Below are 16924 nucleotides of genomic sequence, written 5' to 3'. Positions count from 1 at the left end.
GAATCGAATGAGTGATCTTTTATGTGTGGAGTTGTCGGCTTTCTGAAGAGCGGCCTGTCCCAGGTCGAGCGAATCGAGAAGTTACGGCGGGGCATAAGGGCGGTCGCCCACCGCGGACCCGAGGAAGCCGGAATATACGACGACGGCGACCTCACCCTGGGCACGACCCGGCTGTCGGTCATCGACCCGGAGCTGGGCCATCAGCCCATGATCACCAATGACGGCCGGTTCGTCGCCGGCTTCAACGGCGAGGTGTTCAACTACCTGGAGCTGCGCGCCGAGCTGGAGGGCCACGGCATCGCGTTCGCAACCCGGTCCGACACCGAGGTGCTGCTGAAGAGCCTGGCCTACTGGGGCCTTGAGGCACTGGACCGGCTGAACGGGCAGTTCGGGTTCGCCTTCTACGACCGGGTGCGCAAAGAACTGCTGCTCGGCCGGGACCCGCTGGGGGAGCGGCCGCTGTTCTACACCGAGCAGGGCGGCACGACGTTCTTCGCCTCCGAGATCAAGGCGCTCTTCGCGTTCCCGCAGGTGCGCCGGGAGCTGTCCCCCTCCGGGCTGCGGCAGACCAGCAGGTACTGGACTCCCATCCCGGGACAGACCTGCTTCGCCGGGATCCGGAGCGTGCCACCCGGCCACGTCCTCATCGTGCGGCCCGAGGGTGCACAACTGCGGAACTACTACCGGATCCCGGTGGACAGGGGCCCTGACTACCGGCCGGAGTTCGGCTTCGAAGAGGCGAAGGAGCGGCTGCGCTCGACGCTCGACCAGGCGGTGCGGTTCCGGCTGCGTGGCGACTATCCGCTCGGCGTGTTCCTCAGCGGAGGTCTGGACTCCTCCATCATCGCCTCGATCGTCCGTCAGCACGTGCCGGAAGAACTGCCGTCCTTCTCGATCCGCGTGCCTGACAAGGGGGTCGACGAGACGCGCCACCAGGAGGTGATGACGGCCCGGCTGGGCACGCGGCACTCCACGGTCATGGTGACCGGCGACGACATCCGCCAGCGGTTCCCGGATCTGGTCTACCGGTGCGAGGTCCCGCTGCACCGCAGCTCCCCGGTCGCCTGCCGGATAGTGGCCGAGCTGGTCGGGCAGTCCGGTGTACGGATCGTGCTCGGGGGAGAGGGCGCCGACGAGGCCTTCCTGGGCTACGACATCATCAAGGAGTCCAAGGTTCTGGAAGCCTGTCTGGACGAGGGTTTCGACCGGGAGCAGGAGCGGGCGCTGGACGAGGCCCTCGACGACCTGCTGTACACCGACCCGACAGCAGCCGCAGAGATCCTGCGGTTCTTCGCCAAGAACCGGACCAGCGAATCCTTCGACCTCGGCACGCACCTGCGCCGCTTCGAGTCCGAACTGGCCGGTGAACTGATCTCCGGTAACGGCGACATCGCCGACGACGACCGTCGGCTGCTGGCCTGGATGCAGGCCCGGGTCGCTGGTCTTGCCCCGGACAACCTCGTCGGCAAGGCCCAGTGGCTGGACTTCCAGACGCTGCTCATCGGTTACGGCATGACCTGCCAGGCCGACCGGCCCGGCGCGGGCTGCGGCATCGAGTCGCGCTTCCCGTTCATGGACCGGGACGTGGTCGACTTCGCGGCCACGCTGCCGAGGGAGTGGAAGCTCAAGGGACTCACCAGGGAGAAGTACATCCTGCGCGAGGCTTACGCGGCCCTGCTGCCCGGACAGATCACGCGCCGGCCCAAGTTCGGCATGCGTATCCCCGGCGTGGAGTCGCTGCTGCCGCGCGGCACTGGCGACTGGGTGGATGAGATCCTCTCGCCGACGCATCTGCGGTCCTCGTCCGTGCTCGACGAACTCGGGGTCCGGCGGCTGGTCGACCGGGTGCTTGCCTGCGACGGCGGCAGGATCCCGTTCCCGTTGAACCACGCCTACATGCGCGTGCTCAGCATCCTGCTGCTGGAGCAGCAGTACACGGTGGACTTCGAGGTTCCGCACGTGGACATCGACCGGATCCTGGTCAAGAACATCGACGGCACACGGACTCCGATCGTCGCCGGCCGAGGAATCTGATGATGGGTCAGCTGAGCGCGATCGGGCACGCGGTTCTCGCCGAACTGGACCGGTACCGGGAGGCCACACGCCGGGGCGATGCGCCGGTGGTCTCTGCCATGACCATCGACGAGGTCGCCGAAAAGCTCGGGCTGCAGCAGTGGATGGACCGTGGCGACATGGGCGTGACCGAGCTGGTCTCTTTCGTGTCGCACTACTGCGAGCTCGCCACCAACCTCAACCATCCGCGCTACATGGCCCATCAGCTCGCGCCCACCGACACGCCCGCCGTGATCGCCGATCTGATCAACTCGGTGACCAACAACACGACGCTGATCTATGAGATGGGCCCGGGAGGGTCCGCGGTGGACCGGGCCGTGTGCGACTGGATGCTCGCCAAGATCGGCTGGAGCGGTACCGGCGGCTCCACGCTGACCAGCGGCGGCACGCTGGGCAACCTGATCGCCCTGCTGGCGGCCCGGTCGTACGGCTGCCCCGGCAGCTGGCGGGACGGTAACCCGCCGGACCTGACCGTGCTGGCCGCGCCGAGCAGCCACTACTCGGTGCGCAGGAGCGTCGCGGTCATGGGGTTGGGCGAGTCCGCTCTGTGGCCGCTGGAGACCGACCGATGGGGCCGGATCGACCTCGACCGCCTGCCCGCCGCCATCGCCGCGGCGCGCGACCGGGGGCGGCGCCCGATTGCGTTGGTGGGGACGGCGTGCGTCACCGCGTCCGGGCTCCACGACGCGCTGGAGCCACTGGCCGACCTGTGCCGGGACGAGGGGATCTGGTTCCACGTGGACGGCGCGCACGGCGCGGCCGCGCTGTTGTCGCCCCGGCGGCGCGGGCGGCTGGCCGGCATCGAGCGGGCCAACTCCGTGTCGTGGGACGCCCACAAGATGCTGCGCACCTCCACCCTGTGCACCGGCGTTCTGTTCCGGGAGCGGGACTTCCTCGACGGCCTGTTCCAGCAGCAGGCCAGATACCTGTTCCGGGACGAGTCTGTGGATCTGGACTGGGGACAGCGCAGCTTCGAGACGACCAAGCCGGTGCTGGGCCTGAAGTTGTTCCTGACCCTGGCCTGCCGCGGTGAGCAAGCCCTTGGCGAGTACGTGGACCAGCAGTACGCCAAGGCCGAACTGCTGTGGGAACTGATCGACCAGCGACCCGACTTCTCGTGCCCCTACCGTCCGGAGAGCAATGTGATGTGCTTCCGCTATCTCCCGGCCGGCGCCGACCAGGAGCGGGTGCGGCAACGGCTCCGCAGCGCCGGCCGGTTCCACCTGTCCTCGACCCGACTCGACGGCGAGGAGTACCTGCGGGTGTCGCTGATGTCCCCGTACACCGGGCCGGCCGAGCTGCGCGAACTGCTCGACGCGATCGCCGGCTGCGGCGTGGACGCGAAGTGAGAGGACTCCGCGTGGTGCCGGCCCTGGTGCCCAGTGCGGGCCGGGTGCACGCCGCGAAGACACTGCAAGGAATGGAGACATCATGGCAATGCCGATACTCGCGCACACCGGGTCGCAACTGGCGGCCGCGCTGCACCCCTCGCGTCCCGGTGACCTCGCGCTGGTCATGACGATGGGCGCGCTGCACGACGGGCACGCGGCCCTGATTCGCGCCGCTCGGCAGCGCGCAGCCACCGTGGTGGTGAGCATCTTCGTCAACAATCTGCAGTTCGCGCCCACCGAGGACATCAACCGCTACCCGCGCACGCTGGACGCGGACCTGCAGGTGTGTGAACGGGAGGGGGCCGACATCGTCTTCGCTCCGTCAGTGGCCGAGGTGTATCCCACCGGCGAGTCGTACGTGCGGGTCGTGCCGGGTCCGGTGGGCGGCATTCACGAGGGCGCGCTGCGCCCGGCGTTTCTCCCCGGTGTGCTCACCGTCGTCGCCAAGTTCTTTCACCTGGTCCGGCCGGACCTGGCCTTCTTCGGGGAGAAGGACGCCCAGCAGCTGGTCGCGGTGCGTCGCATGGTCACCGACCTCGACTTCCCCGTGGAGATCGTCGCCGTGCCCGCCGTCCGCGAACCGGACGGGCTGGTGAAGGCCAGCCGCAATGTCTACCTGTCGCCGGCGGAGCGGCGCACCGCGCTGACGATGTCGAAGTCGCTGATGGCAGGGAAGGCGGAAGCATCCAACGGACCGCAAGCGGTCCTCAAGGCCACGCGGGACGTGCTCGACCGGGGGGCACGGCTGGATCCCCCGCTGCTGGTCAAGTCGCTGGTGCTGGTCGACGAGGCGACTTTCGAGGAGGTCCCCGACCAGTTCACCGGCGGGGCGATCCTCGCGCTGGCCGCCGGGGTCGGCGACACGCATCTGGTCGACAGCGTGCCCCTGGCGATCCGCGGGGCGGCCGGACGCGAGCCACGAAGTGCCGTGCGCCGGCAATCGCCCATGCCCGCGGCGCGGGCCTTCCCCGCCTCGCAAGCCCTGGAGGCCTGACGTGTTCCGCACCATGCTCACCACAAAGGAGAACATGATCACCGAGGTTGTGGACGCGGCGATGCGCCGTGCCCGCGCCGCCCAATCGGAAGCGGCGTCGTGGACCCAGGAAAGCGTTGACGAGATCGTGTCCGCGGTCGCTTGGCAGTGCTATCGGGAGGACAACGCACGGCGGCTTGCCGTGCTCAGCCACTCCGAGACATCCCTGGGCGATCCGGAGCACCTTTACGCGCTGCAGCGGCGACGGGTCCTTGGGGTAGCCCGCGATTTGCACGGTGAGCGAACCGCGGGAGTCGTGGAGGACCTGCCGGAACTGGGCTTGCGCAAGCTCGCCAAGCCGCTGGGGGTGATCGCCGTGGCGACGCCGGCCACAGCGCCCGCGCCCGGGATCATCTGCAACGCGCTGCCGATGCTCAAGACGCGCAATGCGGCGATCTTCACCCCGAACCCACGAGCAGCCGGCACGGCCAGGGAAACGATTCAACTCATCCGGGGCGCGCTCGCCGAGGTCGGTGCTCCGCCGGACCTCGTCCAGTGCCTGGAGGCCACGGGCAGGGCGGCGAGTACCGAGCTGATGGCCGCGGCGGACTACGTGGTCGCCATAGGCGGTGCCGGAACAGTGCGCCGCGCCTACAAAAGCGGGACCCCGACGATCGGCGCGGGGGTGGGAAACCCTACGGTCGTGGTGGACGAAACCGCCGACGTGATGGACGCGTGCGAGAAGATCGTGACGGGAGCCGGCTACAACAACGGCACGCCGTGCTCGTCGGAAAGCAACGTACTGGTCCACGCGTCGATCGCTGACCGATTCTCCACCGCGCTGGTCGACCGGGGCGCTCGTATGTGCACGGAAGAGGAGACCGCCCGACTGCGCACCCTGCTCTGGCCCGACGGCACGGCGCTCAACCGGGAAGCGATAGGCCGTCCGGCGCCGGAACTCGCAGACATGGCCGGAATACCCGTGGAGCAGCCGGAAAAGATGGCGCTCCTGGTGCTTGCGAGCAGTGATCCGGAACGAGATGACCCCATTCTGCGGGAGAAACTCGCACCCGTGCTGACGTTCTCCGTCTTCGACGACTTCTCGCAGGCCGTGGAACTGGTACAGCTTCTGGCGGACCGCTGCGGTCGCGGCCACAGCTGCGGCATCTACAGCAACCGGCCGGACCGGGTGGCGCAGCTCGCAGATGCGGTGGACACCTGCCGGGTGGTGGTGAACCAGTCGACCATGACCAACACGGGAAGCTTCGAGAGCGGCGTGCCGTTCACGACGACGCTTTCCAGCGGGAGCTGGGGCGGATGCAGCACCTCGGGGAACATCACATGGCGCCACTTCCTCAACTACACGCTGATATCTCACCCGATTCCAGCGCGGTTCCCGGATGAGAGGGTGCTGTTCGGCAGGCACTGGCAAGAGCACCACCGACAGCGCTGAAACCTTACGAACCCAGGATCGCCCGCCCCCGGGCGATCCTGGGTTCGTAAGGCTTCAGGCGCCCGTCGGCGGGGTGTGCAGCAGGTCTACCCGGTCATGCGCCCGCGGGCACGCGCACGTTCGTACGTCGGGCAGCGCGGTGACGACCAGCCGCAGCAGGTCGCGAAGCTTGCCCACGTTCTCCGCGAAGACACGCAGGACGTCCTCGTGCGCCACCGCCGAGTCGGCGTCGATGCCTGCGTCGAGGTCGGTCACGAGGGCGACCGAGGTGTAGCACAGGCCTATCTCGCGGGCGAGTACGGCTTCGGGATGACCGGTCATGTTGACCAGGGACCAGCCTTGCCGCGCGCACCACTGGGACTCTGCCCGGGTGGAGAACCGAGGCCCCTCGATGACGACCATGGTGCCGCCGTCGACGACGGGGAAGGCGCCTTCCGCGGCCGCCTTCAGGACGGTGGAGCGACCGCTCGGGCAGTAGGGGTCGGCGAAGGTGACGTGCACCGCGTCCTCGTCGAAGTACGTCTGGATGCGGCCGGCGGTGCGGTCGACGAGCTGGTCGGGCACCACGACCGCGCCCGGGCCCAGCTCTGGGCGCAACGAGCCCACCGCGCACGGCCCGATGACCTGGCCGACGCCGACCGCGCGCAGGGCCCACAGGTTGGCGCGGTAGTTGATCCGGTGCGGCGGAAAGCGGTGGTCGCGACCGTGCCGAGGCAGGAAGGCCACCGACCGCCCATGGACACTGCCGATGACCACCCGGTCCGAGGGATCCCCATACGGGGTGGTGACCGTGACCTCCTCTGCCCCGTCCAGGAACGAGTAGAAGCCGGTTCCGCCGATGACGGCGATGTCCGCCTGTGGGTACGGGTTCATGAACACTCCCAATCTTCTGGATTTCCAGTACGCCCGTGCCGTACTGCAGGCCGGGCGAGCACGACCGGACGGGCCGGGCAACGTGCCTGCCTTCCGCCGCTCAACGGCGAGCGTGCTGGGCGCTGCGCTCGGGCCGGCCGGAACGCGCCAGGCGGTGCCGCCGTCCGGGGGGCGCACGGTCCGCGGTGGCCACGGCAACCGTCGCCGACGGTGCTCGCCCCGTCAGCTTGCGCGGCAGCAGGAACACCAGACCCACGCAGAGCAGGAAAACGCTCGCGTCGAACAGCAGCGCGCTCTGCAGGGCACGGGAAAAGCTCCGTTTGATGACCAGGGTGGTCGCTGACGCGACCACCTCCCGCACGGCGGGGGCCTGGTCGGCGGGCGCCGAGGCGGCGTCCTGCTGCAGTCGCAGGCAGCTCTCCGGAGTCCGGTACGAATCCGGCTGCTCACCGCGGTCCTGCATGCAGATACGGAAGCGCCCGACGATCCGCTCCTGGAAGTCCGCGGACACGCCGATCGCCCGCAGCTCGGAGCGCACCTGGGGAATCACGTTGTCCGCGCTCATCGCCGACGCGCTGCCCAACTGGCTGAAGAAGACCACGCCGATGAAGGCGACCCCGAGAGCGTTGCTGAACTGCATGACGGAGTTGAGCAGACCCGAGGACGATCCGCCGTCTTCGAGCGGGACGTCGTGCAAGACGAAGGGGAACAGGACCGACACGATCACGCCCGTGCCGGCACCGCCCAGCGCCATCGCCGGGACGAGCGCCCAGGCGTTGATGTCGTCGCCGCGGAGGCGGACCGTGATGATCAGCAACGTCATGGCGAGAGCGAGCAGGATGGCACCCAGGCTGAGCAGCCGCCGCCCGAACCGCTTCTGGAGGAGCGGTGCGACCGCGGCCGCGAGCGTGGCGACGAGCGGCCACGCCAGGGATGCCTTGGCCGCGCCCAGCGCGGAGAAGCCGAGCCCGGCCTGCAGGAACAACGCCACAATCAGCAGGAAGGACGAGACGCCGGAGAAGAGTGCGATGGTGACCAGCAGCCCGCCGACGAAGGTGCGGTTCTGCAAGGAGGAGAAGGGGATCAGGGGCATGTTGGCCTTCAGGACCCGGTGCCGGCCCTTCCGGGCGGCCTGTCGCAGGGACTCGTGCGAGGCCAGCAGGAACTCGTAGTGCACGAACAGGCCCAGCACCGGTACCGACAGGATCAGCGCGAGCACGGTCCACGCGGGCCATCCGGTCTCGCTGCCGTGGATCAGCGGGTAGATCAGCAGGACCAGTCCGGTGGAGAGGATCAGCATGCCGATCACGTTGAGCCGCGGCGGTCGCGGAAGGCACGACTCGCGGATCAGCCGCGGCCCCATGGCCAGCACCACCAGCCCGATCGGCACGTTGAGCAGGAAGATCGGCCGCCAGTCCAGTCCGAAGAGGTCGAGCTCGATGAGTACCCCTCCGAGCACGTTCGCAAGGATCGGGGCCAGACCGATCACGCTGGTCGCGATCGCGAACGCGCGCTGCCTCTCCTCGGGCGGGAACGCATCGTGGATGATCGCGATGACCTGCGGGACCATCAGGCCGGCCATTGACCCCTGCATCACGCGGGCGCCAACCAGCATCGCGGGTGTCTGGGCCACACCGCACAGCAGTGATGCGGCGGTGAATCCGGCCATCCCGGTGAGGAGGATCCGGCGGCGTCCGAAGATGTCCCCGAGCCGCGCGCCCGGGATCAACAGCAGCGAGAAGGACAGCGTGTAGCCCGCGGACATCCACTGCAGTTCGCCGTTGCTGGTGTTCAGACCCTTCTGGATCGACGCCGCGGCGATGTTGATGATGGCGCTGTCCAGAAGATCCATGAAGACGGCGACCAGAGCGACGAAGAACGCCCGCCAGCGGTGCGGGTCCGGGGGTGGATGCGGCGGCGGCGATACGCCGGGCCGGTCATCGTCAAGCGTGCTGCTCATCTCCATGGTGATCTGGCTCCACTTGGGCAGCGGTCGTGTCCGGAGGGGCCGCCGCCGCGACGGTTCGCGTCGGTCGCCCTGGGCCGCGCGGAGGGTCGTTGAACCCCGCTCGGTTCCCGCGGGCTCACGGGTCAGGGCAGCCGCTCCAGCCGCACGGCCTTACCGTCCTCGACCTCCAACAGCACGGCGCCCAGCACGGGCGCGCCGCGCAGCGGCCTGGGGAGAGGTCCGGCGAACGCGTTGCCGCGCTGCTTGAGATTGGCGACGAGAGGCCCGGGGTCGAAACCCTGCACCCCGCCCAATGGGCCGGTCATGCCGACGTCGCAGACCAACGCGGTGCCGCCCGGCAGCAGGTGCATGGGCAGCGTGGGCTCGTGGGTGTGGGTTCCCAGGACCGCGGCCGCCTGGCCGTCGGCCGCGTACGCGAAAATCTGTTTCTCGATCACCAGGTCACCGTGGTAGTCCACCAGCACGGTGCCCTCCTTGCCGGCCTGCGACCAGGAGAGGTACGCGGGCAGGACCTTGCCGTCCAGCGCCTTCACGTGGCGCAGGGCAACGCCGTCCGCGAGGTTGATCACGTTCAGCGGGCCGGCAGCCGTCTCCAGCAGGATCTGCCCGCGCCCGGGCACGCCCTCCGCGACGTTCATCGGGCGCACGACCCGCGGGTGGTCGAGGAGTTCGACCGACTCCGCGCTGTCCCACGAGTGGTTTCCACCCGTGATCACGTCGACACCGGCCTGCAGCAGCATGTCGATCTGGGCACGGGCCATGCCGAGCCCATTGGGCGCACAGTTCTCCGCATTCGCGATGACGGCGTGCGCGCCGTGGCCCGCCCGCAGTTGCGGGACCCGATCGGCCAGATACCGGGCCGCTTCCGCGCCCACGATGTCACCAATGAATATCACGATCACGAATTCGTCTGACCTCTCTTCCCCCGGCTTCGTGGAAAAGAATCATCGTCTGTGCCCTCGCGCCGCGCATCGCCACATGGTCACATCCGCTTCTACGCCCTTCGTCACAGCCGGGCGTACCGCCTAGCGCCCGCATCTGACGGCTGCCCGGAAAGAGTTGATATCGGTTCAGTGCCGGTGACTAATATGCCGACTCCTGCGCCGCGAGCAATTCATGAGGCGCCGCGAGCAATTCATGAGGCTGAGAAGGCAGAACCATGAGTGAAACCGCGCCCCCCGGGCGCCATGACCGCTTCGAGGGACGCGACCGGGCGCCGGCCCGCGCCGCGCTGCATGCCATGGGCCTGTCCAGGGACGACCTGCGCAAGCCTGTGGTCGGCGTCGCGCACTGCTGGATCGGGACGATGCCCTGCAATCTCACGCACCGGGACCTGGCGGCCCGGGTGATCGAGGGCGTGCGCGTGGCGGGCGGGACGCCCATGGAGGTCAACACGGTGGCCGTGTCCGACGTGATCACGATGGGCACCGAGGGCATGAAGACGTCCCTGGTGAGCCGCGAAGTGATCGCCGACTCCATCGAGTTGGTCGCACGCGGCCACGCCTTTGACGCGCTGGTCACGATCGTCGGTTGCGACAAGACGATTCCGGCTGCCGCAATGGCCCACGTCCGGCTCGACCTGCCGAGCGTGATCGTCTACTCCGGTTCGGTACTGCCCGGGCGCTTCCAGGGCCGTGACGTCACGCTGCAGGACGTGTTCGAGGCGGTCGGCAGCAACGCCGTCGGCCGGATGAACGACGAGGAGTTGCTGCAGTTGGAACAGAGCGCCTGCCCCGGACCCGGTGCCTGCGGCGGCCAGTACACGGCGAACACGATGGCGATGGCCATGGAGTTCCTCGGCCTGTCCCCGATCGGCTCGATGGACCCGCCCGCCCTGGACGCCCGCAAGCCGGACGTGTGCCGCGAGGCGGGCGCGCTCGTCCTGCGGGCGCTGGAGGAGCGCCGCACGCCGCGAAGCATCCTGACTCGCGCGTCGTTCGAGAACGCGATCGCCGCCGGCGCAGCCACCGGCGGATCCACCAATCTCGTGCTGCACCTGCTGGCCATCGCCCACGAGGCGGGGATCCCGCTCGCCATCGACGATTTCGACGCGATCAGCTCGCACACGCCGCTGATCGCGGACCTGCGTCCCAGCGGCCGGTACACCGCGGTCGACCTGGACCGGGCCGGCGGCACGCGGCTGGTCGGCCGGCGCCTGCTGGAGGCCGGCGCGCTGCACGGTGAGCAGGTGACGGTGACCGGCAGGACGCTCGCCGCGGAGATCGCGACCGGGACCGTACGGCACGGTCAGGACGTGATCGCGCCGCCGGGGCGGCCGTTGCACCCTACGGGCGGGCTGGTCGTGCTCCGGGGAAACCTCGCACCGGACGGGTGCGTGGTGAAGACCGCCGGCGTCGACCGTCTCGTGCACACCGGTCCTGCGCGGGTGTTCGACTGCGAGGAGTCGGCGATGCACGCGGTGCAGAACGGGCGGATCGTCGCAGGAGACGTTGTGGTGATCCGGTACGAGGGCCCCCGGGGCGGGCCCGGCATGCGGGAGATGCTGGGGGTGAGCGCCACGCTCGTGGGCCAGGGCCTGGGGACCGAGGTGGCGCTGGTCACCGACGGCCGGTTCTCCGGCGCGACGCGCGGCCTGATGGCGGGCCACGTGGCTCCCGAAGCCGCGGCTCGAGGCCCGATCGCGGCGCTGCGGGAAGGCGACGCCGTCACCCTCGACATACCCAGCCGAATCCTGTCCGTGCATCTGACCGCAGAGCAGCTCGCTGCCCGCCTCACCGACTGGACGCCGCGGCCGAGCGGCTGTCCCGGCGGCGTCATGACGAAGTACCGGACGCTGGTCGGATGCGCTTCCCAAGGCGCGGTGACAGTGGCGTGCGAGTGAGGAACCGGGAGGCCAGATGGAAACCAGTACCGGACGCGGTCGACTGTCCGGCAAGACATGCGTGATCACGGGGGCGGCCAGGGGAATCGGCCGCGCCACCGCGCTCCTCTTCGCCCGGGAGGGCGCGCGTCTCGTCCTCGCGGACGTGGACGGCGCCGCGGTGCTGCCCCTGTGCGACGAGTTACGCGACGCCGGGGCCGCGGCCGAGGCCGTCGCCGGGGACGTGTCGGTGCCGGATGACGCGCGGCGCATGATCGACGCCGCGGGGGAGCACCACGGCCGCATCGACGTCCTGGTGGCGAACGCCGGCATCATCCCGTTGGTGAACGTGGTGGACGCGACGCCCGAGGACTGGGACCGGGTGCTCGCGGTCGACGGCCGCGGCATGTTCCTCACCTGCAAGTACGCGATCGAGGCGATGCTGGAGGCCGGCGGCGGGACGATCGTGTGTCTCTCCTCGATCTCAGGCCTCGCGGGTCAGGCCGGGCAAAGCACCTACGGCCCGGCCAAGTTCGTGGCGTCCGGGCTCACCAAGCACCTGGCCGTCGAATGGGCCGACCGTGGGATCCGCGTCAACGCCGTGGCGCCGGGCACCATCGAGACCGACCGGGTGCGCCGACTGTGCAGCGAGCCGGGCGGCCCCGAGTATCTGAACACGATGGCCCGCGCCCATCCGATGGGGCGCCTCGGGCAGCCCGAGGAAGTGGCGAACGCGATCCTTTTCCTGGCCTCGGACGAGGCGTCGTTCATTACCGGCGCGGTACTTCCGGTCGACGGCGGCTACCTGGCCCGGTGAGCTGCTGCCCGAAGGTCGTAGCGCGGAATGTGACCATTCACCGATGCGCTGCCGCCGCGGTCATCGCAAGGATTTCCTTATCGCCCTGCACGGGGCGGCCATATCGAATTCGCCGGTTCCAGAACCGCATTAAACGAAGGAGGAGCCCATGACAGGCCCCCTTATCGCGTACCTTTCCGACGTGGGCGTGGCCGATGAGGCACACGCCCTGGGCAAGGGGCTCATGCACCGCATCTGTCCGGACGCGACGGTCGTCGACATCACCCACCAGGTGACGCCCTTCGACGTGGCTGAGGGAGCGCTGTGTCTTGAGGACGTGCCGGACTTCTTTCCGGCATCCACGATCATCTGCGCTTACGTCTATCCCGAGACCGGCACGGAGACTGGCGCGGTCGCGGTGCGCAACGAGAAGGGCCAGTTGCTCGTCGGCCCGAACAACGGCCTGCTCACCTACGCCATCGAGGCCGTTGCCGTGCAGGAGGCGTACGAGGTCACCGCGCCGGAGGTGATGAACACGCCCGTCACCCCGACCTGGCACGGAAGGGACGTGGTGGTGGCGTGCGCGGCACACCTCGCGGCCGGGGTCCCGCTGGAGACGGTGGGATCCAAGATCGAGGCAGAGCAGATCGTCCGGCTGCCTCACGCGCCGGTGACCGTCACCCCCGACGGGATCCGGGCCTCGGTCGTACGGATTGACAAGCAGTTCGGCAACGTGTGGACCAACATCCCGCAGAACTTGCTCGATGACGGCGGCGACCTCGCGGGCAGGAAAATCCGCCTGGTGGCGAACGGCACGGTGCTGGACGTCCCGTTCCACCGCACGTTCGGCGAGGTCGGGGTGCGGGATCCGCTGGCCTACGTCAACAGCCGGGGACGGCTGGCCTTCGGCCTGAACCAGGACAGCTTCCTGCAGAGCTACCCGTTGACGCCCGGGACGGAGCTGACGGTCGAGGTCATCTGACCGTCCGCGCAGCCACGAAGCCCCGCCGCCGCCGGAGATCCCGGCGGCGGCGGCCCCTCATCCAGAGAAGGTCCACGATGGCACGACCCGTCCCCAGGCTCATCCCGCTGCTGATTGCGCTGCTCACCCTCGGCGCCTTCGCCCTGACCTCTGCCGGCTGCTCCGCCGGGTCCGGCGGGGCCTCCGCGTCCGGCGCCCGTGACCGGCTTGCGATCGGGTTCGCCGCCGAGCCGGCGAACCTGGACTTCACCCGTACCGACGGTGCCGCGATCCCCGAGGCATTGCTGGTCAACGTCTACGAGGGGCTGGTCAAGGCGGACCAGAAAGGCGCGGTCCGGCCGCTCCTCGCCCGGTCCTGGACCGTCAGCCCCGACCGCAAAACCTACGACTTCACACTGCGGAAGGGGGTCGTGTTCAGCAACGGCAAGAGATTCACCGCCGATGACGTGAAGTTCAGCATCGAGCGGGTCAAGTCCTCGGCGTGGACCGTGTCGCTGAAGAAGGCCATGGACGTCGTCGAGTCGGTGCAGGTGGTCTCGCCCACCGAGGTCAAGGTGGTCCTGGCCCGCCCGAGCAACGACTGGCTGTTCCAGATGACGACCCGGGTCGGTGCCATGTTCTCCCGCAACGGCGTCTCCGACCTGGCGAACAAACCGATCGGGACCGGTCCCTACGTGCTGGACGCATGGCGGCGGGGCGACTCGATCGCGCTCCGCGCGAACCCAAGGTACTGGGGTGCGAAGCCGTCGCTGAAGACGGTCACCCTGAAGTACTTCAAGGATCCGACCGCGCTGAACAACGCTTTGCTGACCGGCGGCATCGATGTGATCTCCGCGGTACAGACCCCGGATGCGCTCCAGCAGTTCGACACCGACAGGTTCCAGGTCGTGGAAGGCACGACGAACGGCGAGGTTCTCCTGTCGCTGAACTGCTCGCGGCCGCCGCTGAACGACAAGCGGGTCCGGCAGGCGATCAACCACGCTGTCAACCGGAAGGCGCTGCTGGACGTTTCCTGGGCGGGCCGCGGCACGCTCATCGGCAGCATGGTGCCGCCGCACGACCCCTGGTACGAGGACCTCTCCCGGTTGTACCCGTACGACCCGGACAAGGCCCGGCGGCTGCTGGCGGAGGCGGGCAAACCACGGCTCGACCTCCGGTTCCGGATCCCGAACCTGCCGTACGCCGTGTCCGCCGCCCAGGTGGTCAAGTCCCAACTGGCACGGGTGGGCATCGCGGCGGACATCGAGCCCCTGGAGTTCCCCGCCCGCTGGCTGGATCTCGTGTTCACCCGGGCCGACTACGACATGTCGCTGATCAATCACATCGAGCCGCGCGACATCGTGACGTTCGGCGACCCCGACTACTACTGGCGCTACGACAACCCCCGGGTCAAGCGGCTGCTGGCCGAGGCGGTCCGGGCCGACGAGAAGGGCTACGTACAGGGCATGCGAAGGGTCGCCCGGAGTATCGCCGAGGACGCCGCGGCCGCCTGGCTGTACGTCGCGCCGAACCTCATCGTGGCCACGCAGGACGTGAAGGGGCTGCCGAGGAACCGCATTGGCGAGTCGTTCGACCTGACCGCGCTGAAGGTCTCGTCGTGAGCCGGGATCCGCGAGGGCGGTGACGTCGTGCTGGTGGAAGTGCTCAAGCGCACGCTCGTGTTCATGGTGGGCCTCGTGCTCGCCTCGGTGGCCGTGTTCGGGTTCATGGCGGTGCTGCCGGGTGACCCCGCGCAGGTCGCCCTCGGCGTCAACGCCACGCCGGAGGCGCTGGCCGCGACGCGGGCCCGCTTCGGGACCGATCGTCCGCTGGCCGTCCAGTACCTGTCCTGGGTGACCGGCCTGCCCGCCGGCCGGTTCGGCATCTCCTACCTCACCGGGGCGCCCATCGGACCGCAGATCGCCGACCGCTTACAGGTGACGCTGTGGCTCGTCGCCACGGGCACCATCATCGCGTTGCTGATCGCCGTGCCGCTGGGCGTGTGGGCCGCGGCCCGCCACCGCAGGGTCAGCGGCACGATCGTGTCCTGCCTGAGCCAAGTGGGCGTGGCCGTACCGGCGTTCCTCGCCGGAATCCTGCTCATCTCGGTCTTCGCCGTGCGCCTGAAGTGGCTGCCGTCGGGTGGCTGGACGCCCCCCGCGCAGGGCGTGGGCCGGTTCGCCCGCCAGCTCATCCTGCCGGCCGGGTCGCTCGGCCTCGTCCAGGGCGCGGTGCTCACCCGTTATGTACGCTCCGCGGTCCTCGACGTTCTGCGGGAGGACTACCTGCGGACGGCACGCGCAAAGGGCCTTGGCCCCTACCGCGCGCTCGCGCGGCACGGCCTGCGCAACGCGGCCGTCGCGGTGGTGACCGTGCTCGGCCTGCAGCTCGCCACACTGCTCATCGGTGCCGTGGTCGTCGAGCGTGTCTTCGTCGTCCCCGGCCTCGGCAGCCTGCTCCTCGACGGCACCGGCAACCGCGACCTACTGCTGGTGCAGGGCGTGGTGATGGTCCTGGTGGTGGCCGTGCTCGCGGTGAACTACCTGGTGGATGTGGGCTACACCGTGCTCGACCCCAGACTGCGGAGGCTGCGATGACGCCGCCGGCCGGCAGGACCCCGCCGACCACCGCGCCCGCCAAAGCGCGCACCCTTGCCCTTCTCCGGGACGCCAACCCGAGCCTGGTGGCCGGCGCGGGCCTCATCGGCCTGGTCGTGGTGGCCGCAGGCGTGTCCCTGGTGTGGACGCCGTACGACCCGGTCCGGGTCGACGCCGGAACGCGGTTGCTCGGCTCGGGCAGCGAGCACTGGCTGGGCACGGACAAGTTCGGCCGCGATGTGTTCAGCCAGCTCATGGTCGGCGCGCGCACGACACTGCTCGTCGGCGTGGTGTCGGTCGGTGTCGCGTCCCTCCTGGGCACCCCGCTGGGCATTGTCGCCGGTATGAAACCCGGCTGGCTCGGGCAGGCGCTGATGCGGCTGACCGACCTCCAACTCGCGTTCCCCGCACTGCTGCTGGCCATCATGTTCGGGGCGGTGTACGGCGCGAGCACGGTCACCGCGATGGTGGCGATCGGGCTGGCGACCGTGCCGTCGTTCGCGCGTGTCGCCCGCGGCGGAACGTTGCAGGTCATGAGCTCCGAGTACGTGCTGGCCGCCCGCGCCGCGGGGCGGTCGACGACGGGTGTCGCCGTCCACCACGTGCTGCCCAACATCGCCGCGCTCGTCATCGTCCAGTCCTCGGTGTCCTTCGCGATCGCGGTGCTCGCGGAGGCCGCGCTCTCCTTCCTCGGCTTCGGTACCCCGCCGCCCACACCCTCCTGGGGCCGCATGCTCCAGGAGGCACAGGAACTTCTGCCCGTGGCACCTGGTCTTGCGCTGTGGCCCGGCTTGGCGATCGCGCTGGCCGTCCTGGGTTTCAATCTGCTCGGCGATGGCCTGCGGGACCGCTACGACCCCCGTCTGGAGGACCGCTGATGACCACCGCACGTCCCCGTACGAGTCCGGCCCGGGAACGCCCGCCGCGCGAGCAGGCCGCACTGACCGTGGATCAGCTCAGCGTCGCCGGCCGGGGCATGGAACTGGTGAGTGAGGTGTCCTTCGCGCTCGACCGGGG

General features: G+C 69.3%; 13 protein-coding genes. 10 read left to right on the top strand and 3 right to left on the bottom strand.

Features of this window, described 5'->3' with window-relative positions; all coding sequences use genetic code 11:
• Positions 1–21: 21 nt before the first annotated feature.
• The 4 genes from asnB to ACTWP8_RS33120 all read left to right on the top strand — a co-directional run bounded on the left by asnB (position 22) and on the right by ACTWP8_RS33120 (position 5890).
• Complete coding sequence (asnB, locus tag ACTWP8_RS33135; protein WP_443325779.1) at positions 22–2034, top strand: asparagine synthase (glutamine-hydrolyzing); 2013 nt, start codon at positions 22–24, stop codon at positions 2032–2034.
• A 2-nt stretch (positions 2035–2036) separates the two neighbouring features.
• A complete protein-coding gene (locus tag ACTWP8_RS33130) occupies positions 2037–3422 on the top strand; it encodes a pyridoxal phosphate-dependent decarboxylase family protein (RefSeq protein ID WP_443325778.1) in 1386 nt (461 codons plus the stop codon).
• Positions 3423–3510: 88 nt separating this feature from the next.
• A complete protein-coding gene (panC, locus tag ACTWP8_RS33125) occupies positions 3511–4458 on the top strand; it encodes a pantoate--beta-alanine ligase (protein WP_443325812.1) in 948 nt (315 codons plus the stop codon).
• 1 nt (position 4459) lies between these two features.
• Positions 4460–5890: an aldehyde dehydrogenase family protein gene (locus ACTWP8_RS33120; RefSeq protein ID WP_443325777.1), complete on the top strand. Its 1431-nt coding sequence runs from the start codon at positions 4460–4462 to the stop codon at positions 5888–5890.
• 54 nt (positions 5891–5944) lie between these two features.
• On the opposite strand, the gene ACTWP8_RS33115 is transcribed toward ACTWP8_RS33120, so the two are convergent.
• The 3 genes from ACTWP8_RS33115 to ACTWP8_RS33105 all read right to left on the bottom strand — a co-directional run bounded on the left by ACTWP8_RS33115 (position 5945) and on the right by ACTWP8_RS33105 (position 9634).
• A complete protein-coding gene (locus ACTWP8_RS33115; RefSeq protein ID WP_443325776.1) occupies positions 5945–6763 on the bottom strand; it encodes an S-methyl-5'-thioadenosine phosphorylase in 819 nt (272 codons plus the stop codon).
• Between the two features lie 100 nt (positions 6764–6863).
• On the bottom strand, positions 6864–8723 hold the full coding sequence (locus ACTWP8_RS33110) for an MFS transporter (protein ID WP_443325775.1): 1860 nt from the start codon (positions 8721–8723) through the stop codon (positions 6864–6866).
• A 131-nt stretch (positions 8724–8854) separates the two neighbouring features.
• Positions 8855–9634: a YmdB family metallophosphoesterase gene (locus tag ACTWP8_RS33105; RefSeq protein ID WP_443325774.1), complete on the bottom strand. Its 780-nt coding sequence runs from the start codon at positions 9632–9634 to the stop codon at positions 8855–8857.
• 257 nt (positions 9635–9891) lie between these two features.
• Here ACTWP8_RS33105 and ilvD point away from each other — a divergent pair, with 257 nt between their 5' ends.
• The 6 genes from ilvD (at position 9892) to ACTWP8_RS33075 (ending at position 16785) form a co-directional block, all read left to right on the top strand.
• Positions 9892–11574, top strand: coding sequence for a dihydroxy-acid dehydratase (ilvD, locus tag ACTWP8_RS33100; protein WP_443325773.1), 1683 nt, complete (start codon positions 9892–9894; stop codon positions 11572–11574).
• A 16-nt stretch (positions 11575–11590) separates the two neighbouring features.
• Entirely contained in the window at positions 11591–12370 is a 780-nt protein-coding gene (locus ACTWP8_RS33095) for an SDR family NAD(P)-dependent oxidoreductase (protein WP_443325772.1), read from the top strand.
• Positions 12371–12518: 148 nt separating this feature from the next.
• Positions 12519–13331 (top strand): SAM hydrolase/SAM-dependent halogenase family protein, encoded by an 813-nt coding sequence (locus ACTWP8_RS33090; protein ID WP_443325771.1) that lies wholly within the window; start codon positions 12519–12521, stop codon positions 13329–13331.
• 77 nt (positions 13332–13408) lie between these two features.
• Complete coding sequence (locus ACTWP8_RS33085) at positions 13409–14932, top strand: ABC transporter substrate-binding protein (protein ID WP_443325770.1); 1524 nt, start codon at positions 13409–13411, stop codon at positions 14930–14932.
• A 27-nt stretch (positions 14933–14959) separates the two neighbouring features.
• Positions 14960–15907 carry an ABC transporter permease gene (locus ACTWP8_RS33080; RefSeq protein ID WP_443325769.1) on the top strand — a complete coding sequence of 316 codons (948 nt, stop codon included), beginning with the start codon at positions 14960–14962 and terminating at the stop codon, positions 15905–15907.
• On the top strand, positions 15904–16785 hold the full coding sequence (locus ACTWP8_RS33075; protein WP_443325768.1) for an ABC transporter permease: 882 nt from the start codon (positions 15904–15906) through the stop codon (positions 16783–16785). The genes ACTWP8_RS33080 and ACTWP8_RS33075 overlap by 4 nt, the downstream gene beginning before the upstream one ends.
• Positions 16786–16924 lie beyond the last annotated feature (139 nt).

It is taken from the genome of Streptomyces sp. 7N604 (assembly GCF_052245475.1).
In the GTDB taxonomy this organism is placed as follows: domain Bacteria; phylum Actinomycetota; class Actinomycetes; order Streptomycetales; family Streptomycetaceae; genus Streptomyces.
Note: the sequence above shows the minus strand (reverse complement) of the source record. Positions and strands in the feature narration are given on the sequence as shown.